22 protein-coding genes are annotated in these 21,209 nt (G+C 67.9%); 1 reads left to right on the top strand and 21 read right to left on the bottom strand.

Features of this window, described 5'->3' with window-relative positions:
* Window positions 1–54: 54 nt before the first annotated feature.
* The 16 genes from ASC55_RS00745 to ASC55_RS00670 all read right to left on the bottom strand — a co-directional run bounded on the left by ASC55_RS00745 (window position 55) and on the right by ASC55_RS00670 (window position 16,039).
* A complete protein-coding gene (locus tag ASC55_RS00745; RefSeq protein WP_017830291.1) occupies window positions 55–408 on the bottom strand; it encodes an RNA polymerase-binding protein RbpA in 354 nt (117 codons plus the stop codon).
* Window positions 408–656: a preprotein translocase subunit SecG gene (gene secG, locus ASC55_RS00740; RefSeq protein ID WP_017202783.1), complete on the bottom strand. Its 249-nt coding sequence runs from the start codon at window positions 654–656 to the stop codon at window positions 408–410. The genes ASC55_RS00745 and secG overlap by 1 nt, the downstream gene beginning before the upstream one ends.
* An 81-nt stretch (window positions 657–737) precedes the next feature.
* Window positions 738–1,529 (bottom strand): triose-phosphate isomerase, encoded by a 792-nt coding sequence (tpiA, locus tag ASC55_RS00735; protein ID WP_055872362.1) that lies wholly within the window; start codon window positions 1,527–1,529, stop codon window positions 738–740.
* Entirely contained in the window at window positions 1,520–2,734 is a 1,215-nt protein-coding gene (locus tag ASC55_RS00730) for a phosphoglycerate kinase (protein ID WP_055872361.1), read from the bottom strand. The genes tpiA and ASC55_RS00730 overlap by 10 nt, the downstream gene beginning before the upstream one ends.
* A gap of 10 nt (window positions 2,735–2,744) precedes the next feature.
* A complete protein-coding gene (gene gap / locus ASC55_RS00725; protein WP_017830288.1) occupies window positions 2,745–3,755 on the bottom strand; it encodes a type I glyceraldehyde-3-phosphate dehydrogenase in 1,011 nt (336 codons plus the stop codon).
* A gap of 115 nt (window positions 3,756–3,870) precedes the next feature.
* Window positions 3,871–4,497, bottom strand: coding sequence for a superoxide dismutase (locus ASC55_RS00720; RefSeq protein ID WP_017830287.1), 627 nt, complete (start codon window positions 4,495–4,497; stop codon window positions 3,871–3,873).
* Window positions 4,498–4,684: 187 nt separating this feature from the next.
* Window positions 4,685–5,662 (bottom strand): DNA-binding protein WhiA, encoded by a 978-nt coding sequence (gene whiA, locus ASC55_RS00715; protein ID WP_055872360.1) that lies wholly within the window; start codon window positions 5,660–5,662, stop codon window positions 4,685–4,687.
* Window positions 5,663–5,729: 67 nt separating this feature from the next.
* Window positions 5,730–6,602 carry an RNase adapter RapZ gene (gene rapZ / locus ASC55_RS00710; RefSeq protein WP_017830284.1) on the bottom strand — a complete coding sequence of 291 codons (873 nt, stop codon included), beginning with the start codon at window positions 6,600–6,602 and terminating at the stop codon, window positions 5,730–5,732.
* A gap of 34 nt (window positions 6,603–6,636) precedes the next feature.
* Window positions 6,637–8,541 carry an excinuclease ABC subunit UvrC gene (gene uvrC / locus ASC55_RS00705; protein WP_055867479.1) on the bottom strand — a complete coding sequence of 635 codons (1,905 nt, stop codon included), beginning with the start codon at window positions 8,539–8,541 and terminating at the stop codon, window positions 6,637–6,639.
* Window positions 8,541–11,429, bottom strand: a complete 2,889-nt coding sequence (gene uvrA, locus ASC55_RS00700; protein ID WP_055867475.1) for an excinuclease ABC subunit UvrA — start codon at window positions 11,427–11,429, stop codon at window positions 8,541–8,543. The genes uvrC and uvrA overlap by 1 nt, the downstream gene beginning before the upstream one ends.
* A 57-nt stretch (window positions 11,430–11,486) precedes the next feature.
* On the bottom strand, window positions 11,487–12,032 hold the full coding sequence (locus tag ASC55_RS00695) for a hypothetical protein (protein WP_055872359.1): 546 nt from the start codon (window positions 12,030–12,032) through the stop codon (window positions 11,487–11,489).
* Window positions 12,029–13,342, bottom strand: a complete 1,314-nt coding sequence (locus tag ASC55_RS00690; protein WP_235563063.1) for a DUF58 domain-containing protein — start codon at window positions 13,340–13,342, stop codon at window positions 12,029–12,031. The genes ASC55_RS00695 and ASC55_RS00690 overlap by 4 nt, the downstream gene beginning before the upstream one ends.
* Window positions 13,339–14,310 carry an AAA family ATPase gene (locus tag ASC55_RS00685; protein WP_055872358.1) on the bottom strand — a complete coding sequence of 324 codons (972 nt, stop codon included), beginning with the start codon at window positions 14,308–14,310 and terminating at the stop codon, window positions 13,339–13,341. Before ASC55_RS00685 ends, ASC55_RS00690 begins: the two co-directional genes overlap by 4 nt.
* Window positions 14,307–14,780, bottom strand: a complete 474-nt coding sequence (locus ASC55_RS00680; protein ID WP_235562490.1) for a hypothetical protein — start codon at window positions 14,778–14,780, stop codon at window positions 14,307–14,309. The genes ASC55_RS00685 and ASC55_RS00680 overlap by 4 nt, the downstream gene beginning before the upstream one ends.
* Entirely contained in the window at window positions 14,777–15,535 is a 759-nt protein-coding gene (locus ASC55_RS00675) for a DUF4129 domain-containing protein (protein ID WP_055872357.1), read from the bottom strand. The genes ASC55_RS00680 and ASC55_RS00675 overlap by 4 nt, the downstream gene beginning before the upstream one ends.
* A 60-nt stretch (window positions 15,536–15,595) precedes the next feature.
* Complete coding sequence (locus ASC55_RS00670) at window positions 15,596–16,039, bottom strand: MarR family winged helix-turn-helix transcriptional regulator (RefSeq protein WP_017830276.1); 444 nt, start codon at window positions 16,037–16,039, stop codon at window positions 15,596–15,598.
* 45 nt (window positions 16,040–16,084) lie between these two features.
* On the opposite strand from ASC55_RS00670, the gene ASC55_RS00665 reads away from it, so the two are divergent.
* Window positions 16,085–16,327, top strand: coding sequence for a hypothetical protein (locus tag ASC55_RS00665; protein WP_017830275.1), 243 nt, complete (start codon window positions 16,085–16,087; stop codon window positions 16,325–16,327).
* 2 nt (window positions 16,328–16,329) lie between these two features.
* On the opposite strand, the gene ASC55_RS00660 is transcribed toward ASC55_RS00665, so the two are convergent.
* The 5 genes from ASC55_RS00660 to ASC55_RS00640 are packed head-to-tail and all read right to left on the bottom strand — an operon-like array spanning window position 16,330 to window position 21,163.
* Window positions 16,330–16,680, bottom strand: coding sequence for a TfoX/Sxy family protein (locus ASC55_RS00660; protein WP_235562489.1), 351 nt, complete (start codon window positions 16,678–16,680; stop codon window positions 16,330–16,332).
* Window positions 16,681–16,694: 14 nt separating this feature from the next.
* Entirely contained in the window at window positions 16,695–18,767 is a 2,073-nt protein-coding gene (uvrB, locus tag ASC55_RS00655; protein ID WP_055867449.1) for an excinuclease ABC subunit UvrB, read from the bottom strand.
* A gap of 58 nt (window positions 18,768–18,825) precedes the next feature.
* The gene (locus ASC55_RS00650; RefSeq protein WP_082524186.1) at window positions 18,826–20,043 is read right to left on the bottom strand and encodes an MFS transporter; all 1,218 of its coding nucleotides are present in this window, start codon (window positions 20,041–20,043) and stop codon (window positions 18,826–18,828) included.
* Window positions 20,040–20,639 carry a dephospho-CoA kinase gene (gene coaE / locus ASC55_RS00645; protein WP_055872355.1) on the bottom strand — a complete coding sequence of 200 codons (600 nt, stop codon included), beginning with the start codon at window positions 20,637–20,639 and terminating at the stop codon, window positions 20,040–20,042. The genes ASC55_RS00650 and coaE overlap by 4 nt, the downstream gene beginning before the upstream one ends.
* Window positions 20,640–20,671: 32 nt before the next feature.
* A complete protein-coding gene (locus ASC55_RS00640; protein WP_055869131.1) occupies window positions 20,672–21,163 on the bottom strand; it encodes a CoA-binding protein in 492 nt (163 codons plus the stop codon).
* Between the last annotated feature and the right edge of the window lie 46 nt (window positions 21,164–21,209).

The following is a 21,209-nucleotide window of genomic DNA, read 5'->3' as shown; positions in this document are numbered from 1 at the left end:
ACGGAAGAAGCCGCCGCGATCACTCGCGGCGGCTTCTTCTAGGTCAGACCGAGGTCACTGTCCCCGGCGCTCACGCAACTGCGTGAGAGCATCGTCGAGAAGCTGGACGGCTTCCTCGTCGGTACGACGCTCCTTCACGTAGGCGAGGTGAGTCTTGTACGGCTCCGCCTTCGCGAGTGCAGGAGGATTCTCCTTGTCGCGACCGGCGGGAAGACCGGACTGCGGGTGATCGATCGTCTCCGGGATCTCCTCTTCCGGGAGACCGGCGGCGAAGTACCGCACGGTCTCGTTGCCGAGTCCGTCCCAGTACGAGACCGCGATGCGGTCGGCGTGATAGCCGTGGTCCTGCTCGCCCATGGGGCCGGAGCCCACGCGGGTGCCGCGGATCGCGTTTCCACCGGTTGCCATCAGATGACCTCGAATTTCGTGATGAGGCCCAGCGCGACGATGGAGACGAACCACGTCAGAGCCAGGACGACGGTGAAGCGGTTCAGGTTCCGCTCCGCGAGTCCGGAAGAGCCGACCGCGGAGGTCATGCCTCCACCGAACATGTCGGACAGGCCACCGCCGCGACCTTTGTGCAAGAGGATGAGGAGGGTCAGCAGAACGCTGGTGATACCCAGCACGACCTGCAGGACGAACTCGAGAATTGCCACGAGAAAGAGCCTTTCGATGGGGCCGGAGCGCCCCCGTAACGGTCAAGTATACGGTGCAGCGGGGCCGAAGCCCCGCTGCACTCACACGCCGACGTGCTTCTCGAAGCGGATGATCGCGGCGAACTCGTCCACGACGAGGCTCGCCCCGCCGACCAGAGCGCCGTCCACATCGGGTTCGCGCATGAAGCTGGCGATGTTGCCCGACTTCACCGAACCGCCGTAGAGGATGCGCGTGCGCGCGGCCGCTTCGTCGCCCAGAACCTTCGCGATGACGGCGCGCAGTGCGGCGCAGACATCCTGCGCCTGCTGCGGGGTCGCCGCCTGGCCGGAGCCGATCGCCCATACGGGCTCGTATGCCACGACGATGTCCGCCTTCGGCGAGACGCCATCGAGCGCGGCTTCGAGCTGCGACACCGGAACCGCACTGGCGCCGAACTTCTCGAGGTCGCCAGCGGTCTCACCGACGCAGATCACGGGCACGAGGCCGTGCTTGAGCGACGCCTTCACCTTGGCGGCCACGATGTCGTCGCCTTCGGAGTGGTACTCACGACGCTCGGAGTGTCCGATGATGACGTACTTCGCGTCGAGCTTCGCCAGGAACGCCCCGGAGACCTCGCCGGTGTACGCACCGGAGTCGTGCGCCGACACATCCTGCGCACCGAGCGCGAACGGGATCTTGTCCGCATCGATGAGCGTCTGCACGCTGCGGATGTCGGTGAAGGGCGGGAAGACCGCCACCTCGACGGACCCGTCCTCGTGCTTGGCATCCTTCAACGTCCAGTGCAGCTTCTGCACGAACGCGACCGCCTGAAGGTGGTCGAGATTCATCTTCCAGTTTCCCGCGATCAGCGGGGTACGGGAGTTCACGCCCATCCGAGGACCTCCAGCCCAGGTAGTTTCTTGCCCTCGAGGAATTCGAGGCTCGCGCCGCCGCCGGTCGAGATGTGACCGAACTGGTCGTCGGCGAATCCGAGCTGACGCACGGCCGCCGCGGAGTCACCGCCGCCCACCACGCTGAGGCCGTCGACCTCGGTGAGCGCCTGCGCCACGGTCTTGGTACCGGCCGCGAACGCGGGGAACTCGAACACGCCCATCGGGCCGTTCCAGAACACCGTCTTCGACTCGCGGATGACCTCCGCGAAACGCTCCGCCGTCGCAGGGCCGATGTCCAGTCCGATGCCGGAGGCACCGAACGGCGTCGATTCGATCGCGTCGGCTGCGGCGACTTCGTGCGCGGCGTCCGCGCCGAAGGATGCGGCGACCACGACATCGGTGGGGAGCACGAGCTCCACGCCACGCTCGGCGGCCTCCGCGATGTAGCCGCGAACCGTCTCGAGCTGGTCCTCTTCCAGCAGGCTCGACGCCACGGCGTGGCCCTGTGCCTTCAGGAAGGTGAACAGCATGCCGCCGCCGACGAGGATCCTGTCCACCCGCGGAAGCAGATGCGAGATGACGCCCAGCTTGTCGCTGACCTTCGATCCGCCGAGGACGACCGCGTACGGGCGCTCCGGGTTCTCGGTCAGACGATCGAGAACATCGAGCTCGGCGGCGATCAGCAGGCCTGCCGCCGACGGGAGCAGCTCGGCGAGCTCGTAGACGCTCGCCTGCTTGCGGTGAACGACCCCGAACCCGTCGGAGACGAGAACGTCCCCGAGCGTTGCCAGCTCCGCGGCGAACGCGGCGCGGGTGGCGTCATCCTTCGACGTCTCCCCCGCGTTGAACCGCAGGTTCTCGATGACGACGACCCCGCCGTCCTCGAGCGAGGCGACGGCCTCCTGAGCCGACTCGCCGACGGTGTCGCGTGCGAAGGCGACAGGAGCGCCAAGCAGCTCGGACAGCCGCTGGGCCACCGGCTCCAGGCTGTACTGAGGATCGGGCGCGCCATCCGGGCGGCCGAGGTGGGAGCACACGACCACGCGGGCACCCGCGTTGATCAGTGCATTGAGGGTCGGCAACGAGGCGCGGACACGGCCATCGTCCGTGATGATCCCATCCCGCAGGGGGACGTTGAGATCACAACGGACGATGACGCGCTTGCCCTCGAGCGACCCCAGTGTGTCCAGGGTGCGCAGAGTCATGTGTCTGAGCTTAGAGGCGCTCGGCCACGTACTCGGTCAGGTCGACGAGACGGTTGGAGTAGCCCCACTCGTTGTCGTACCAGCTGGAGACCTTGATCAGGTTGCCGCTGACGTTGGTGAGCGTCGAGTCGAAGATCGACGAGTGCGGGTTGTGCACGATGTCGCTCGAGACGATCGGGTCCTCGTTGTACTGGAGGAAACCGGCGAGGCGACCCTCGGCAGCAGCCTTCTTGTACGCCTCGTTGACCTCGTCGACCGTCAGGTTCTCGCGGTCCGTGATGAGGGTGAGGTCGACGATCGAGCCGGTGGGAACCGGGACGCGGTACGAGGAGCCGCTCAGCTTGCCCTGGAGCTCCGGCAGCACCTCGCCGATGGCCTTGGCGGCACCGGTGGAGGCGGGAGTGATGTTGATCGCGGCGGCGCGTGCACGGCGGAGGTCGCTGTGCGGGCCGTCCTGCAGGTTCTGGTCGGCGGTGTACGCGTGCGCGGTCATCATGAAGCCGCGGTCGATACCGAAGGCGTCGTTGAAGACCTGTGCCAGCGGTGCGAGGCAGTTCGTGGTGCAGGACGCGTTGGAGATGATGTGATCCGTCTCCGGGTTGTACGTGTCCTCGTTCACGCCCATGACGAACGTGCCGTCGACGCCGGTGCCCGGTGCCGAGATGAGGACCTTCTTCGCGCCGGCCTCGATGTGCTTCTTGGCGAGCTCGGCCTTGGTGAAGAAGCCGGTCGACTCGATCACGATGTCGACTCCCAGCTCGCCCCACGGGAGGCCTGCGGGGTCGCGCTCGGCGAACGCCTTGATCGTCTTGCCGTTGACGGTGATGCTGTCCTCGTCGTAGCTGATCTCGGCGTCGAGGACGCCGCCCACCGAGTCGTACTTCAGCAGGTGCGCCAGGGTCTTGTTGTCGGTGAGGTCGTTGACGGCGACGATCTCAAGGTCCGCTCCCTGCGCGAGAGCCGCGCGGAAGTAGTTGCGTCCGATGCGGCCGAAGCCGTTGATACCGATCTTGACAGACACTCAGGTCTCCCTGTTTCTCGTGCGCTGCACGCAGCTTTCCAGCAAGCGTGAAGCGCGGGGTTTTTTGGCTGAGAGGGCGTCCCGACGAGCCGTGGCCCGTCGGGACGCGACCCGATTACGACAGTACCAGCAGGCCGTTCGTCTGCTTACGGGCGACCTCGAGGCGCTGGGCGACGTTCTCCCAGTTCGCGATGTTCCACGCGGCCTTGACGTAGTCGGCCTTGACGTTGAGGTAGTCGAGGTAGAAGGCGTGCTCCCACATGTCGAGCTGGAACAGCGGGATCGTGCCCTGCGCGGTGTTCGACTGCTGGTCGAACAGCTGCTGGATGATCAGGCGCGAGCCGATCGAGTCCCAGCTGAGCACCGCCCAGCCGGAGCCCTGGATGCCGGTCGCTGCAGCCGTGAAGTGGGCCTGGAACTTCTCGAACGAGCCGAAGTACTCATCGATCGCCGCCTTCAGCTCACCCTCGGGCTGGCCTCCGCCGTTCGGCGAGAGGTTCGTCCAGAAGATCGAGTGGTTGACGTGACCGCCGAGGTTGAAGGCGAGGTCCTTCTCGAGCTTGTTGACGTTCGCGAGGTTGCCGCTCTCGCGGGCCTCGGCGAGCTGGTCGAGCGCCGTGTTCGCGCCGGCGACGTAGGCCGCGTGGTGCTTGTCATGGTGCAGTTCCATGATCTTGCCGCTGATGTGCGGCTCGAGAGCTGCGAAGTCGTAGGGAAGGTCGGGGAGCGTGTAGGTCGCCATATCGCTTTCATCCAATCCGCGCCGCGCCGCGGCGCTTGCCGATCCTCCGCGCCGCCGATGTGCGGCGTAGAGCGGACGTGATTCATCCTACTGACGACAACACGGCTGCGTCCCCGATCCTTCCGTCGTATGACGAAGACCCGCCGCCCTCATGTCGGGCGGCGGGTCTTCGTCGAAGGGTGCGGGGTCAGACGTCGAGTCCGACGGGGACCGCGGCTTCCGTTCCGGGGATGCCCTCCTGCTGGGCGCGCTTGTCGGCCATCGCGAGCAGGCGGCGGATGCGGCCGGCGACGGCGTCCTTCGTCAGGGGCGGGTCGGCGTGGTGGCCGAGCTCATCGAGGCTGGCATCGCGGTGCGCGAGACGCAGCTCGCCGGCCACCTTCAGATGATCGGGCACCTCGTCGGCCAGAATCTCCAGCGCACGCTCGACGCGCGCGCACGCGGCGACGGCAGCCTGCGCGGAACGGCGCAGGTTCGCGTCGTCGAAGTTCACCAGACGGTTGACGCCGGCCCTCACCTCACGGCGCTGACGGAGCTCTTCCCACGCGATCGCGGTCTTCTGGGCGCCTATCTCGTTGAGGATGGTGCGGATGGCCTCCCCCTCGCGCACGACCACGCGCGGCATGCCCCGCACCTCGCGCGCCTTGGCGGCGACGCCGAGTCGGTGAGCGGCGCCGACGAGCGCCATCGCCGCCTCCGAGGACGGGCAGACGACTTCCAGCATCGCCGAGCGTCCGGGCTCGCTCAGAGTGCCCGCAGCGAGGAACGCGCCGCGCCAGAGACCCGCGACCTCGGCGCGCGAGCCGGTGGTGAGCCGGTTGGGCAGCCCCCGCACAGGACGCCGACGCTGGTCGAGCAAGCCGGTCTGACGGGCGAGGGTCTCCCCCTGCGCGATCACACGCACCGCCCAGCGGGCGCCGTCGTTCGCTGTGCTCGACTGCACCTGGGCGATCTCGGGTCGCACACCGTAGATCTCGGCGAGGTCACGCGCGACGCGGCGCGCGAGAGTCTCGGCATCCACCTCGGCCTCCACGGCCACACGACCGGCGATCGAATGCAGACCGCCGGCGAACCGGAGGATGGCGGTCACTTCCGCGACTCGCACCGTCGGGGGTGCATTGCGGATGCTGACCAGCTCGGCCTTGACGTCGGTGGTTAGTGCCACGACACTCCTTCACGTTCACGCGCCGGATCGCGACGCAAACGTCCAGCTTACTCGGCCGGGCGGCCCACTACTCTCGGCCGAGGTCCCGGTGACGGACGTTCACGGCGACGCCGGGGATCGCGGCCAGACGGCGGCCCAACTCCTCCGACATCGCCACGGAGCGGTGCTTTCCCCCCGTGCAGCCGATCGCGATCGTCGAGTGGCTCTTGTTCTCGCGCTGATATCCCTCGAGCACCGGTGCCAAGGCCGCGGAGTACGCATCCAGGAATTCCATCGCGCCGTCGCGGGAGAGCACGTAGTCCCGGACCTCCTCGTCCTGGCCCGTCAAGCCTCGAAGCTCCTCGTTCCAGAACGGGTTCGGCAGGAACCGCATGTCGGCGACGATGTCGACATCGGTCGGCAGCCCGTACTTGAACCCGAAGCTCAGCAGGGTGACGCGATGGCGCGCCTGGCCCTCCTCCGAGAAGATGTCGGAGACCTGGGTCGCGAGCTGGTGGATGTTGAGGGTCGAGGTGTCGATGACGAGGTCGGCCGCTTCGCGGATCGGCGCGAGCCGGGCACGCTCGATGCGGATGCCGTCCAGCAGGGTTCCTTCGCCCTGCAGCGGATGCGGTCTGCGCACGGACTCGAACCGACGCACCAGCACGTCGTCGGACGCGTCGAGGAAGAGCACCCGCACGGAACCCCGTGAACGCAGCGCACGCGCCACCCCGGGGAAGTCGTCGAAGAGATTGCGGCCGCGCACATCGACCACGGCCGCGACCTTCGGAAGGGCGGTGCCGCCCATGTCGGTCAGATCCAGCAGCGGACGCAGGATCTGCGGGGGCAGGTTGTCGACCACGTACCAGCCGAGATCCTCGAGTGCGTTCGCCACCGTCGTCCGACCCGCGCCGGACATTCCCGTGACGATGAGGAACTCGCCCTTTTCCCCGTCAGCCATTGCTCAGTGCTCCCTCTCCCCCTCGGCCTCCAGCCTAGCGAGTGGACAGGTGCGTGTGGATGTTCTGAGCGAGCACGGGACCGATTCCCTGGACTTCTTCGATCTGCCCCGGCTCGGCCGCACGCAGAGCGGTGACCGAGCCGAAGTGCTTGAGCAGCACCTTGATGCGCGCGGCGCCGAGCCCCGGAACCTCGGCGAGCACCGAACCGATGTCGTTTCGCCGCTTCTTGCGCTGATGTGTGATCGCGAACCGGTGCGCCTCGTCGCGCAGACGCTGCAGCAGGTAGAGCGCCTCACTCGTGCGGGGCAGGATCACGGGGAAGTCGTCTCCGGGGAGCCAGACCTCTTCGAGTCGCTTGGCGATGCCGCAGACCGCGATCTCGGTGTGTCCGGCATCGCGCAGCGCTCGCGCCGCAGCTTCGACCTGCGGTTGGCCGCCGTCGACCAGGAGCAGCTGAGGCGGGTAGGCGAAACGGGGCTTGCGGCGCACCGTCGCCTCGCCGACGTCTTCCGCGACGACCTCGTCGGTCGTCGGGTCGATCGTCTCCGACTCGTCAGGACGATCGAGGTAGGCGAGCCGACGACGGAGCACCTGGTACATCGAATCCGTGTCGTCCGTGGTCTCGGCGATGTTGAACGATCGGTACTGATCTTTGCGGGGCAGCCCGTCTTCGAAGACCACCATCGACGCCACGACATTCGTGCCGCCCAGGTGCGAGATGTCGAAGCACTCGATGCGCAGGGGCGCCTCGTCCATGCCGAGCGCCTCCTGCAGGTCTGTGAGTGCCTGGGTGCGCGCGACATAGTCGGTGGTGCGACGGGTCTTGTGCCGGATGAGCGCCTGCTGCGCGTTCAGAGTCGCGGTGCGCATGAGGTCGGCACGCTGACCACGCTGTGCGACCGCGATCTCGACCTTCTTGCCCCGACGCTCGCGCAGCCACTCCTCGAGCTCCGCGGCGTCGTCGGGCAGGGTGGGGACCAGGATGCGCCGCGGAACGTCCTGTGCCTCGCCGTAGGCCTGCTGCAGCACCTGCTCGACGAGCTCGCCGCTGGAGATGTCGATCTCCTTCTCGATCGTCAGCGCGCGCACACCGCGCACTCTGCCACCGCGGATCACGAAGTGCTGCACCGCAGCGGCCAGCTCGTCCTCGGCGATGCCGAACAGGTCGGCATCCTCGTCACTGGGGAGCACGAGTGCGCTCTTGCCGAGTACCGCCTCGATCGCGGAGAGCTTGTCGCGATACTTCGCCGCCGCTTCGTAATCCATCGCCGCGGAGGCCGCCAGCATCCGCTTGGTGAGTTCGCGGGTGAAGCGCTCGTCGCCACCAGCCATGAACGCGACGAAGTCGTCGACCATGGCGCGGTGCTCCTCGATGCTCACCGTCATCGAGCACGGACCACCGCACTTGCCGATCTGGCCGGGGAAGCACGGCCTGCCCGTCTGCATGGCGCGCCGGTAGCTGGAGTCGCTGCACGTACGGATCGGGAACGCCTTGACCATCAGGTCGATGGTCTCGTGCACCGCCCACACCTTCGGGAACGGACCGAAGTACCGCGCCCCCGGGATCTTCCGGTTGCGGGTCACGATCACGCGGGGCGCTTCGTCCGCGAGCGTCACCGCCATGAACGGGTACGACTTGTCGTCTTTGTAGCGCACGTTGAAGGGCGGATCGAACTCCTTGATCCACATGTACTCGAGCTGCAGCGAATCGACGTCGGTCGGCACGACGGTCCACTCGACGGAGGCCGCGGTTGTCACCATGCGCCGCGTGCGCTCGTGCAGCGTGCGTAGCGGCGCGAAGTAGTTCGAGAGGCGCTGACGAAGGTTCTTCGCCTTGCCGACGTAGAGCACCCGACCGGCGGCGTCGCGGAAGCGGTACACGCCGGGGTCGGTGGGGATCTCCCCCGGCCTCGGCTTGTACGACAGGACGTCGGCCATCAGCTGGCCTTCCGCGCGGAGCGCCCCTCACCCAGGATCTCGGAGAGGAACAGACCGGTGTGACTCTCCTCGACGCGCGCGATCTGCTCCGGTGTGCCCGTGGCGATGATCTGTCCGCCGCCGGAACCGCCCTCGGGTCCGAGGTCGATCACCCAGTCGGCCGACTTGATCACATCGAGGTTGTGCTCGATGACGATGACCGTGTTGCCCTTGTCGACCAGACCGCCCAGCACCTCGAGGAGCTTGCGGACGTCTTCGAAGTGCAGACCCGTCGTCGGCTCGTCGAGCACGTAGATGCTGCGCCCGTTGCTGCGGCGCTGAAGCTCGGTCGCCAGCTTGACGCGCTGCGCCTCACCGCCCGAGAGCGTCGTCGCCGACTGGCCGAGCCGCACGTAGCCGAGCCCGACGTCGACGAGCGTCTTCATGTAGCGGTGGATCGCCTGGATGGGCTCGAAGAAGTCGGCTGCCTCCTCGATCGGCATCTCGAGCACCTCGGCGATGTTCTTGCCCTTGTAGTGCACGGCGAGCGTGTCGCGGTTGTAGCGCTTGCCGTGGCAGACCTCGCAGTCGACGTACACGTCGGGCAGGAAGTTCATCTCGATCTTGATGGTGCCGTCGCCGGAGCAGGCCTCGCAGCGGCCGCCCTTGACGTTGAAGCTGAACCGGCCGGGCTGGTAGCCACGGACCTTCGCCTCCGGCGTCTCGCTGAAGAGTGTGCGGATGCGGTCGAACACACCCGTGTAGGTGGCCGGGTTCGACCTCGGCGTACGGCCGATCGGCGCCTGGTCGACATGCACGACCTTGTCGAGGTTGTCGAGTCCGGTCACCCGTGTGTGCTTGCCGGGAACGGTGCGCGCACCGTTCAGCCGCGACGCCAGCACCTGGTAGAGGATGTCGTTGACGAGGGAGGACTTGCCGGAGCCGCTGACCCCGGTGACGGCGGTGAGCACGCCGAGCGGGAAGTCGGCCGTGACGTTGCGCAGGTTGTTCGCACGAGCGCCCACGACGCTCAGCATCCGCTTCTTGTCGATCTTGCGCCGCTTCGCCGGCATGGGGATCTCGCGGCGACCGGAGAGGTACTCCCCCGTCATCGACGCACGGTCCTCGAGCAGGGCCGAATAGGGCCCGGAGTGCACGACCTCGCCGCCGTTGACGCCGGCGCCGGGGCCGATGTCGACGACCCAGTCCGCCGCTTCGATGGTCTCTTCGTCGTGCTCGACCACGATCAGCGTGTTGCCGAGGTCGCGCAGCGCGAGCAGCGTCTCGATCAGACGGCGGTTGTCACGCTGATGCAGACCGATCGACGGTTCGTCGAGCACGTAGAGCACCCCGGTCAGGCCGGAGCCGATCTGCGTCGCCAGGCGGATGCGCTGGGCCTCTCCGCCCGAGAGCGAGCCCGCCGAGCGACTGAGGTTGAGGTAGGACAGACCGACCTGCAGCAGGAAGTCGAGACGGAGACGGATCTCGCGAAGCACCTGCGCGGCGATCTTCGCCTCACGGTCGGTGAGCGTGAGGGTCTCCATGAAGGCGCGCGCGTCGGCCAGGCTGAGATGCGAGACCTCGGCGATCGAGTGACCGTGCACCTGCACGGCGAGGACCTCCGGCTTGAGACGGTTGCCGTCGCACACCGGGCACGGCACCTCGCGGAGGTACTCGCCCCAGCGGTTGCGCTGGTTGTCGGACTCGGCCTGCAGGTACTGCCGCTCGATGTACGGCACCACGCCCTCGAACCCGGATGTGTACCGCATCTCTCGGCCGTAGCGGTTCTTCCACTTGACGGAGACCTTGTAGTTCTCGCCGCGCAGCACCGCGTTCTGCACATCGGAGTGGAGTTTGCGCCAGGGGGTGTCCAGCGAGAAGTCGAGGTCGTTCGAGAGCCCCTCCAGCAGGCGTTCGTAGTACTGGAACAGTCCCTTGCCCTGAGTGGTCCACGGGATGATGACACCTTCGCGGATCGAGAGGTCTTCATCGCCGAGCATCAGGTCGACGTCGACAGACATGCGCGTGCCGAGTCCGGAGCAGGCGGGGCAGGCGCCGAAAGGCGCGTTGAACGAGAACGTGCGCGGTTCGATCTCGGTGAGCGTGAGCGCGTGCCCGTTCGGGCACGCCAGCTTCTCGGAGAAGGTCTGCCAGGCGTCGTCGCCTTCGCCGTCGACGTAGTTGATCTGCACCACGCCGCCGGCGAGGCCCAGAGCGGTCTCGACCGAGTCGGTGACGCGTCCGAGGATGTCGTCGGAGGCGACGAGACGGTCGACGACCACCGCGATGTCGTGCTTGTAGCTCTTCTTCAGCGTGGGCGGCTCGGCCAGCTGGATGAGCTCGCCGTCGACGATCGCGCGGGAGTATCCCTTCGCGCCGAGTTCACGGAAGAGGTCGACGAACTCGCCCTTCTTCTGCGACACGATCGGCGCGACGACCTGGTAGCGGGTGCGCTCGGGAAGCTCCATGAGCTGATCGGCGATCTGCTGCACGGTCTGACGCTGGATCCGCTCACCGCATTCGGGGCAGTGCGGGATGCCGATTCGCGCCCAGAGCAGACGCATGTAGTCGTAGATCTCGGTGATCGTGCCGACGGTCGACCGCGGGTTGCGGTTCGTCGACTTCTGATCGATCGAGACGGCGGGGCTCAGGCCCTCGATGAAATCGACGTCCGGTCGATCGACCTGACCGAGGAACTGGCGCGCGTACGCGCTCAGCGATTCGACGTAGCGACGCTGCCCCTCGGCGAAGATCGTGTCGAACGCCAGGCTGGACTTCCCCGATCCGGACAAGCCGGTGAACACGACGAGCGAGTCGCGCGGGATATCGATGTCGACGTTCTTGAGGTTGTGGACGCGGGCACCGCGGACACTGAGTTTTCCGGAGGAGGCAACGGGGACGATGGGCACCGAACAAGTCTACGAGGGGCCACGGACATTGGCTCCGCGAGGACGCTGCCCCACACCTCAGTCCTGTACCTCAGGCACCTTCCGCGGAGCATCCGACCTCCGCACGGCTCGCACCGCGAGCAGCACCCCGAGCACGAGCGCCACGGCGGCGAGCGGGGCGAGCGCCGCGATCCCATGGTCGACGTTCGAGGGCGCGAGCACCCACACGCCGAAGACGACAGGTTGCGCCAGCAGCTGCACGACGAGGAAGCGCGCAAGGCTCGGCCACAGCACGGCGAGGGCGACGCGCGAGGAGATCGGGATCTCGAGACTCACCGATGCGAGGACGTGGATCGCGGGAACGAGCAGCACGGCGAGGGCTGTGCGTCCCGGATCCGATTCGGTGAGGAGGACGCCCAGAACGAGGCAGGCGGCCCCGAACCACGCCGCCAGTGATCGCGGGAGCGCCACCGCGACGAGAGCGGCGACGACCGCCACCCCCTGCCACAGGGGGAAGGGAACGAGCACGACAGCGCCGCCCCACACGATCGCGAGGATCAGGAGGCGGACGGTGATCCCGGGAACAGCGGCACGCACCCGGAACGAACGGAGACCGCGCGTCATCGCCGCACCGTCCGCATCCGTCGCTGGCGAAGGGCAGCGAGCCGCATCGCGACGTCGATGTCGGGATCCGTCCATGCGACGACCTCGACCCCGGCATGTCGGAGCTCGACGAGGATGTCGGAGCGTTCAGCGAGCAGCGTGCGCAGTGCGATGCGCTGCTCACGAGTGAGCCGACTCCGGTCGGGAATCGGGAGCACATCGACCGCGACCACGACATGACCCGCCGCCCGCCACCGGGTGGCCAGCTGAGCGGCGACGCCGTCGAAGAACGTCGAGAGCACGAAGACGATGGATCCCGACGGCACGACCGGCGACCGCCGGTACCGGGACACCTCCTCGCTCTGTCCGGTCGCCGCGATCATGTCCCGCACGCGTGCGAGGTGGCGCGGGCCGCCACCTGAGGGAAGACTGCGGCCGCCGGGCGACAACGCGTGGTATGCGACCCGATCACCGACACCGACCGCCGCTGTGGCGATGGAGAGGGCAGCCTCACGCGCGAGATCCAGCGAGGTGACTCCTGACCGGTCGGCGTCGTCCGCTCCCCAGGAGGCGACCACGGTCCCCAGATCCTCCGCGGTGTCCACGGCGATCACCACCGAGGAATCGCTGAGGGTCGTGCTGCGTCGAACGAGGAGTTCGCCCGGTCGACGAGCCGCGCGAGCCGTCGCCCGCCAGTCGACGCGGCGCAGCTCGTCGCCGGGGACGAACGGATGGATGTCGCGGAAGTCACCGCCCTGTCCGGGGCGGACACCTTCGTGGGCGCCGTGCAGACCCGTCAGCCGGGGAGCGACCGGAAGCTGCCCGATCCGGACCTGCCTGGGCGGGGTGTTCCACCCCAGCACGACGCGGGGGCCGGCTTCCGAGACCCATGCGCCGTCGAGCGCGACGCCGCGCACGGTCACTCCGAGGAGCTCCACAGGACCAGAGTGCTGCAGGCGGTTGCGGGTGAGGAGGATGGAGTGCCCCGGTCGCGCATCGGCGAGCCCGGACCGCCGCGCCTCCTGATCGATCGCCACCTGGACCCAGTCGCTGTCGAGGATCGCATCGACTTCCGCCAGTACCTCCGACGAGTCTCCCGAACCCTCGACATGCGCACGCAGTTCGATCGACATCGTGGAATCCCGAGGCCGACGCATCAGCATCCATGCTGTCCCGAGGGCGAGCGGAAGTCCGATGCCGACGACATCGGGCCGCGAGAACACGAGCCCCACGGCAGCCAGGATCGCCGAGCCGGCGACGCCGATCGCGATCACGGGCGTCCGGCTCCAGCGCGCAGAGGAGCGCGCCGTGACGCGGACCGGCTCGGTCACCGCACCGCGGCCACGGTCGGCGGCACGGGCGTGCTCTCGACCACCGCGGCCACGACAGTCCGGGGGTCGATTCCCTGTGCCCACGCCTGAGGCGTGAGCGTGAGGCGGTGCGCGAGCACCGCCTCCGCGATGCGTTTGATGTCGTCTGGACGGACGAAGTCTCGTCCGTCCAGCGCAGCGAGTGCGCGACCGAGCAGCACGAGAGACTGCGATCCGCGCGGCGAGGCTCCGACGGCGACATGCGTCACCTCCCGCGTGGACTTCGTCAGCTCCACGCAGTACCTGGCGACATCGGCGTCGACATGGATCCTCTCGACGGCTGCTTGGATAGCGAGGAGACCTGCCGCGTCGACGACGGAATCGACGGACGCATCGGGACTCTGTCGGCGGACGCGGTCGAGGATGATGCGCGTCTCGTCCTCCGGTGCGGGGTAGCCGACGGCGAGGCGCACCATGAAGCGGTCGAGTTGCGCCTCGGGAAGCGCGTACGTCCCCTCGTACTCGATGGGGTTCGAGGTCGCGATCACGTGGAACGGCAGTGGGAGCGGGAAGCTGTTCCCCTCGACGGTGACCTGATGCTCCGCCATGGCCTCCAGCATCGCCGACTGGGTCTTGGGGGTCGTGCGGTTCACCTCGTCGGCGAGGAGCAGCCCGGTGAAGATCGGCCCGGGCCGGAACACGAAGTCGCCGGTGGCCGGCGCGTAGACGTAGGAGCCGGTGACATCCCCAGGGAGCATGTCCGGAGTGCACTGCAGGCGACGGAAGTCGAGGCCGAGCGCCGACGCCAGACTCCGTGCGGCGAGCGTCTTCCCCAACCCCGGAACATCCTCGAAGAGCACATGGCCACCCGCGAGGATCGCAGCGAGGGCGATCGTGAGGGGCTCGTCCATCCCGACGACGGCGCCGCGGACGCTGTCGAGCACTCGACGCCCGGTCTCGGCGATCTGGGTGGTCTCCTGGCTGCTCATCCGGTCTCCTCCGTGTCGTTCGGGATTCGTTCGATCGCGTCGAGCACGATCTCGATGTCGGTGCGCTGCACTTCGCGACGGCGCAGGGCGTCGCGCACCCCCTCGCCGAGGAGGGCGTCGATGCGAGCGTGCTGCGTGGGGTCGTCGAGGTCGAGTCCACGCAGGGCGAGGCGTCTTCTCAGCACGCTCTGCACCCGGCGCACGACGACGTGGCCGGCCACACCCGTACGCGTGTTGATCGCCCAGGCCATGCGCGACACCTCGGAGCCGCGCGAGTCGCGGCCGGGCTTCTCGGGAGGCCACGCAGGTCCGACCTCGATGAACTCCTGGCGGCAGGCGACGACCACTGCGACGACGAGGATCATCCACGCGAGCACGAACGGCACGGGGAAGCCCAGCTGCGCGAGCAGCAGGAGCACGGCCAGGGCGAGAACGCCGCCGATCCCCAGGATCAGCATCCGTCGCTTCATCGCCACCCCTCCTGGATGCCTCGGAGGCACTGGGAGGCGCGGGCTCGATCGCTCTCGTCGGCGTCATGACCGCCGAAGCGGACCTGCTCGTAGAGGGCGAGCAGGGTGACCACGTCGGCGGCGATTCCGGCGCGCCGACCGATGATACGCGCAGTAAACTCCGACGGGGTCTCATTGCGTCCTCGCCCGGCACCGGCGTCCGCCGCCGACTCCTCCAGGCCCACCCACGCTGCCACGATGCTGTCGCCGGGCACGGGGCGGTCGTCGATCGTCCGCAGGGCTTCCTCGATTCCTCGTCGGATCGTCGCCTCGTCAGGCTCGACATCCGTCACGGGCGCGGCCACGACCTGGATGGCGACCTGCGCCGCCTCTCGGCGCGCGAGCGGGCGGTCACGCCACAGCCCCACGAGGTAGCGGATCAGGAGCCGCATACCGAGGTAGGCCATCGCGAGCACAGCGGCGACGACGACCGCGGCGAGGATGGTGCCGATGATCGCGAGCAGCGGCGAATCCTCCGGAGGCTCCAACGGCGTGGGCGCGGTCTCCGTCGGCGCGGTCGGCAGGACATCCTCGCCAGTGCGCCCCTCGGTGTCGTCCAACCCTCCGCCGAACTGCGGAATCCCCTGCGTGGCCGCCGCGAACATGATCGTCGCGAAGAAACCTGTTATGGCGAGCAGCGGGAGCAGAAGCCTCGTTCGAGGCCGTTCTTCACCGGCACGCTGCCGCTCCGGGACCGAGGGCTCGGAGCGCGACATGCCTCCACCCTAGGGGGCTGCTCCCACGCCACGGGCCCGACCGCGCCGTGAGACGACTCGTCAGGCGAGGTCAGGGCGACGACCGGCGAAAGGGCCGAGACCGTCCCGAAGGGCCGCGATCTCGTCGACGCCCATGCCCACCGCCGCCATGACCTGGTGCGGAACGTCGATCGCCCGATCACGGAGGGCCGACCCCGCTGCGGTGAGCGTGATCTCCAGACGTCGTTCGTCCTCGCTGCTGCGCTGACGTGCGACCAGCCCCTCGGCTTCGAGCCGTTTCACCAGCGGCGATGCGGTCGCCGGCTCCATGGCGAGATCGACCGCCAGATCGTTGAGGGTACGCGGGGCCCTCTCCCACAGCGCCAGCATGACGAGGTACTGCGGATGCGTGAGGCCCAGCGGCTCGAGGATCGGGCGATACAGGGCGACGACGTTGCGCGCCGCTGTCACCAGGGCGAAGCAGAGCTGGTTCTCGAGCCGGAGCAGGTCGTCGGATGCCGTCACAAGGGAGACTATACATCTGCACTAATAGTTAGTACACTAACGAACATGGCAAAGGATTCCGACCGCCCACCCCTCCGCACTCGCATCCGCGACGCAGGAGGGTTGTACTCCTGGGTGAACACGAACCTCATCCGGTTCGCGGGGCCCGCATCCGTCGGCCCGTACGAGAAGACCCCGCCGCCCAGCGCTGCCGAACGCGCAGAGCGCGCCTGCCCGCTCTGCGGCGCCCCGATGACGAAGCACGAGATCGACCGCACCGGACCCAAGACCCTGGTGCACTGCCCGTAGCGTCAGTCCTGCTCCGGCGTCTCGACCGCCGAGCCCGTCGACTCGCGGGCGACATCGAGCCAGAACATGAGCTCCGTGTCGTCTTCGATGGCACCCGGCACCACGTCGATCCACCCCGAACCCATCGTGCGCGAACCCATCACCGCACGTGCGGCTCCGGGGTGCGTGAGCAGCGCCGCGCCGTTCTCGTCGTCGACGCGCACCAGGAGGACTCCACCGGGACGCGCTCCGACGAGGATGTGGCCGTCATCGAGGAACGCCCTGGTGCCGAACATGCGCCGCTCTTCGATCCAGGTGTCGGCCCCCAACAAGGCACGTACCCGGTCGGCCAGCTCGTTCCCCGCAGCGTCCATCGACCAGCCCCCGTCTACGCGTGTCCAGCGCGCTCCATGGCGCGAAGCTCCTTCTTGAGATCCTGCACCTCGTCACGCAGACGCCCGGCGAGTTCGAACTTCAGCTCGGCGGCCGCGGCGAGCATCTGGTCGGACAGGTCCTGGATCGTGGCCTCGAGCTGCTGCGCCCCCTCAGCTGCGATACCCGTGCGCCGCAGGTTGGGCGTCGGCGATTTGCCCTTGCCCGTCGCGCGGCCTCGACCCGACAGCATCTCCGCCGTGTCTGCGCCCTCACGGGCGAGCACCTCGGTGATGTCGGCGATGCGCTTGCGGAGCGGCTGCGGGTCGATGCCGTGCTCCTTGTTGTACGCGACCTGCTTCTCGCGGCGCCGGTCGGTCTCCTCGATGGCCTTCGTCATCGAGTCGGTCATCTTGTCGGCGTACATGTGCACCTCGCCGGACACGTTTCGAGCGGCACGACCGATGGTCTGGATGAGGGAGGTGCCCGAACGCAGGAAGCCCTCCTTGTCGGCGTCGAGGATCGCGACGAGGGACACCTCTGGCAGGTCGAGACCCTCACGCAGGAGGTTGATGCCCACGAGGACGTCGTACACCCCGGCGCGCAGCTCGCTGAGCAGCTCGACGCGACGCAGCGTGTCGACATCGGAATGCAGGTAGCGTACCCGCACCCCGTGCTCGCCGAGGAAGTCGGTGAGCTCTTCTGCCATCTTCTTCGTGAGAGTCGTGACGAGCACGCGCTCGTCACGCTCGACTCGCAGGCGGATCTCCTCGAGCAGGTCGTCGATCTGCCCCTTCGACGGCTTCACCACGATCTCCGGATCGACAAGGCCCGTCGGGCGGATGATCTGCTCCACGATGCCGTCGGCGATCCCCATCTCGTACTTCCCGGGGGTGGCCGAGAGGTAGACCGTCTGCCCGATGCGGTTCTTGAACTCGTCCCATCGCAGCGGCCGGTTGTCCATCGCGCTCGGCAGGCGGAAGCCGTGGTCGACGAGCGTGCGCTTGCGAGAAGCATCACCCTCATACATGGCGCCGATCTGCGGCACGGTCACGTGCGACTCGTCGATCACCAGCAGGAAGTCATCCGGGAAGAAGTCGAGCAGGGTGTGCGGCGGCTCGCCGGGCGCGCGTCCATCCATATGCCGCGAGTAGTTCTCGATGCCGGAGCAGAAGCCCAGCTGCTGCAGCATCTCGAGGTCGAACGTGGTGCGCATGCGCAGACGCTGCGCCTCGAGGAGCTTGCCCTGCCGCTCGAACTCGGCCAGACGCTCTTCCAGCTCCGTCTCGATCGTGCCGATCGAACGCTGGATGACGTCGGTGCCGGCCACGTAGTGCGAAGCCGGGAAGATCGGCACGGCGTCGAGCTTCTCGATGACCTCTCCGGTCAGCGGGTGGAGCGAGTACAGCGCCTCGATCTCGTCGCCGAACAGCTCGATGCGGATGGCGTGCTCTTCGTAGACGGGGATGATCTCGATGGTGTCGCCGCGCACACGGAAGTTGCCCCGCGAGAAGTCGACGTCGTTGCGGTTGTACTGCATCGCGATGAACTGCCGGATGAGCGCGTCACGGTCATACCGCTCCCCCACCTGCAGAGCGACCATGGCACGCAGGTACTCCTCCGGCGCCCCGAGCCCGTAGATGCACGACACGGTCGAGACGACGATGACGTCGCGGCGGCTCAGCAGGGAGTTCGTCGTGGAGTGACGCAGTCGCTCGACCTCGGAGTTGATCGACGAGTCCTTCTCGATGAAGGTGTCGGTCTGGGGCACGTAGGCCTCGGGCTGGTAGTAGTCGTAGTACGACACGAAGTACTCGACCGCGTTGTTCGGCATGAGTTCGCGGAACTCGTTCGCGAGCTGAGCGGCCAGCGTCTTGTTGTGCGCGAGCACGAGCGTCGGGCGCTGGACCTGCTCGACCAGCCAGGCCGTCGTCGCGGATTTTCCGGTACCGGTCGCGCCGAGCAGGACGACGTCGGTCTCGCCCGCGTTGATGCGTGCCGCCAGGTCGGCGATGGCCTTGGGCTGGTCGCCTGCAGGCTCGTACTCGCTGATGACCTCGAAGGGTCGGACACTGCGCGTGGGTTGCATACCTCCAGCGTATGCCGCCCCTCCGACATCGAGGCCGTCGCCCGATGACGAGATGTACTCAGGCAGATGACTGGCCGCTCGACGCACCACGCAGTGCCGAGAAGGCCGCGAGAGCGGCGGCCGCGCACATCCCGACGATGACGGCGACGAACCACCCCCAGCTCGCGGCCCCGAACACGAGACCGAGCATCCAGCCGAACAGACTCGATCCCGCGTAGTAGGCGAAGTAGTAGAGGGACGAAGCCTGCGCCCTGCTGGCAGGACCGGCAGCGACAGGTGTCCAACCGGAGGCGATGGCATGGGCTCCGAAGAATCCAGCGGTGAAGAGCACGAGCCCCGGCAGCACGATCGCCACCATCGGCACCAGCAGCAGAACCGCGCCCGCGGCCATCACACCGATCGAGGAGAGGAGTACAGGGAAGCGTCCGATCCGCGAGGCGAGCGCGCCGGCCCACGGAGAGGAGGCGGTGCCTGCCAGATAGGCCAGGAAGAGCAGCGGCACCAACCAGGCCGGCAGGGCGAACGGCTCGGCCGAGAGATGGAAGCCGAGGTAGTTGTACACCGCGACGAAGGCCCCCATGAGCAGGAAGCCCTGTGCATACAGCGCCCATTGCAGCGACGAGCGCAACGGCGCGCGGAGCTTCTCCAGGATGCCGGGACCGCGGTCCACCCGCAGGCGTCCGGGGACGAACCCTCTGGCGCGGGGCGTGAGCCAGAGGAACAGTGCAGCAGCCAGCGCGCACATCAGCGCGACGGAGAGGATTCCGGCACGCCATCCGCCCACTTCCCCGACGATCCCCGACGCGATGCGGCCGAGGAGTCCGCCCACTGTGGTTCCGGCGATGTAGCTCCCTGCGGCTGCGGCGGCGTGGCGTGCCTCGACCTCCTCGCTGAGGTAGGCCAGGGCCACAGCCGGCACGGCGCCCAGTGCCACTCCCTCCGCGAATCGGAGGGACAGCAGCGTGATGATCTCGCCGCTCAACGGCGCGGAGAGCCCCAGCACCGTCGCCGTGAGAACGCCCGTGGCCATCGCCGGCACCCGACCGATGCGATCGGCCACGACCGACCAGGGGATGACGGCCAGTGCCAGACCGAGGGTGGCCGCCGACACGCTCAGGGCCGCCGTGGCCGGGCTGACGGAGAGGTCGGACGAGATCTGCGGCAGGACGGCCTGGGCGGAGTACAGCTGCGCGAACGTCGCGATGCCTGCGAAGAAGAGGCCGACGATCAGACGCCGATACTCGCGCGAACCCGGCGCGTGACCGGAGAAGGTCACTGTTCGCTGATCCGCTCCCAGAGGGCGTCCGTCTGCTCGAGCGTGCGCTCCAGGGTGTCGGAGGTATCGATCACGACGTCGGCGATCGCGAGGCGGCGGTCATCGGAGACCTGGGCGTCGATCCGGTCCTGCGCCGCGCTCTCGTCCATGCCGCGCAGGTCGACGAGCCGCTGCCGACGCAACGCTGCAGGAGCGTGCGCGACCACGATGAGATCCCACGGGTCGTCCACCCGAGCCTCGACGAGGAGGGGCACGTCGTAGACGACGACGGCTTTCGCGTCGTCGGCGAGGGCGGCATCGAAACGCCGCTGCGATTCCTCGCGCACCGCAGGATGCACGATCGCGTTCAGCTGCGCGAGGAGGCCGGCATGGCCGAACACCTTCGCCCCCAGCGCGGCTCTGTCGAGGGAGCCGTCCGGTGCGATGACGGCGGCGCCGAAGGCCTCCGAGATCCTCGCGAGGACCGGCGATCCGGGCGACTGCACGTCCCGCACGATCTGATCTGCATCGACGATCACGGCACCGTGCTCTGCCAGGCGCCGGGCTATGGTCGACTTCCCGGAGGCGATGCCGCCGGTGAGGGCGATGAGGGGCATGCCGCCAGTCTAGGCGTCGTCGAGATCGTGTCTCATCGGGCGAGCAGCTGACGGCGCGAGCTGATCACGCCGGTGTCGAAGCCAGCCAGATGCAGTCCGCCGTGGAATCGCGCGTGCTCGATCTTGATGCAGCGGTCCATGACCACCGAGAGACCGGCACCCTCGGCGATCGCTGCCGCGTCCTCGTTCCACGATCCGAGCTGCAGCCACAGCGTCTGCGCCCCCACCTCGATGGCTTCCTGGGCGACGCCGGGAAGATCGTCATGACGACGGAACACGTCGACGATGTCGGGCACCACTGGCAGGTCGCGCAAGGTCGCGTAGACGGGCTGTCCGAGGATCTCGGTCTCGCGCGGGTTCACCAGGTACACGTCGTAGGCCGTGCTGGAGAGCAGATACGTCGCCACGAAGTACGACGCGCGTGCGGGGTTGTTGGACGCTCCGACGATCGCGATCGACTTCGCGCGTCGCAGCAGTCCGAAGCGCTCCTGCTGGGTCGGCCCGATCCAGGTCCGCCCCGGCATCGTCGGCACCGCACCGGGGAGAGTGCAGGCCGCAGCATCATCCGTC

Source organism: Microbacterium sp. Root322 (genome assembly GCF_001425645.1).
In the GTDB taxonomy this organism is placed as follows: Bacteria; Actinomycetota; Actinomycetes; order Actinomycetales; family Microbacteriaceae; genus Microbacterium; species Microbacterium maritypicum.
The sequence above is the reverse complement of the archived record's forward strand: the minus strand, read 5'-3'. Positions and strand labels throughout refer to the sequence as shown.

What these genes read in the sequence shown, in the direction of transcription:
- ASC55_RS00745 (WP_017830291.1), bottom strand. Translation starts at nt 408, where the DNA reads ATGGCAACCGGTGGAAACGCGATCCGCGGCACCCGCGTGGGCTCCGGC.
- tpiA (WP_055872362.1), bottom strand. Translation starts at nt 1,529, where the DNA reads ATGGGCGTGAACTCCCGTACCCCGCTGATCGCGGGAAACTGGAAGATG.
- ASC55_RS00730 (WP_055872361.1), bottom strand. Translation starts at nt 2,734, where the DNA reads ATGACTCTGCGCACCCTGGACACACTGGGGTCGCTCGAGGGCAAGCGC.
- ASC55_RS00720 (WP_017830287.1), bottom strand. Translation starts at nt 4,497, where the DNA reads ATGGCGACCTACACGCTCCCCGACCTTCCCTACGACTTCGCAGCTCTC.
- rapZ (WP_017830284.1), bottom strand. Translation starts at nt 6,602, where the DNA reads ATGGCTGACGGGGAAAAGGGCGAGTTCCTCATCGTCACGGGAATGTCC.
- uvrC (WP_055867479.1), bottom strand. Translation starts at nt 8,541, where the DNA reads ATGGCCGACGTCCTGTCGTACAAGCCGAGGCCGGGGGAGATCCCCACC.
- ASC55_RS00695 (WP_055872359.1), bottom strand. Translation starts at nt 12,032, where the DNA reads ATGACGCGCGGTCTCCGTTCGTTCCGGGTGCGTGCCGCTGTTCCCGGG.
- ASC55_RS00685 (WP_055872358.1), bottom strand. Translation starts at nt 14,310, where the DNA reads ATGAGCAGCCAGGAGACCACCCAGATCGCCGAGACCGGGCGTCGAGTG.
- ASC55_RS00680 (WP_235562490.1), bottom strand. Translation starts at nt 14,780, where the DNA reads ATGAAGCGACGGATGCTGATCCTGGGGATCGGCGGCGTTCTCGCCCTG.
- ASC55_RS00675 (WP_055872357.1), bottom strand. Translation starts at nt 15,535, where the DNA reads ATGTCGCGCTCCGAGCCCTCGGTCCCGGAGCGGCAGCGTGCCGGTGAA.
- ASC55_RS00665 (WP_017830275.1), top strand. Translation starts at nt 16,085, where the DNA reads ATGGCAAAGGATTCCGACCGCCCACCCCTCCGCACTCGCATCCGCGAC.
- ASC55_RS00660 (WP_235562489.1), bottom strand. Translation starts at nt 16,680, where the DNA reads ATGGACGCTGCGGGGAACGAGCTGGCCGACCGGGTACGTGCCTTGTTG.
- uvrB (WP_055867449.1), bottom strand. Translation starts at nt 18,767, where the DNA reads ATGCAACCCACGCGCAGTGTCCGACCCTTCGAGGTCATCAGCGAGTAC.
- coaE (WP_055872355.1), bottom strand. Translation starts at nt 20,639, where the DNA reads ATGCCCCTCATCGCCCTCACCGGCGGCATCGCCTCCGGGAAGTCGACC.
- ASC55_RS00640 (WP_055869131.1), bottom strand. Translation starts at nt 21,163, where the DNA reads ATGCCGGGGCGGACCTGGATCGGGCCGACCCAGCAGGAGCGCTTCGGA.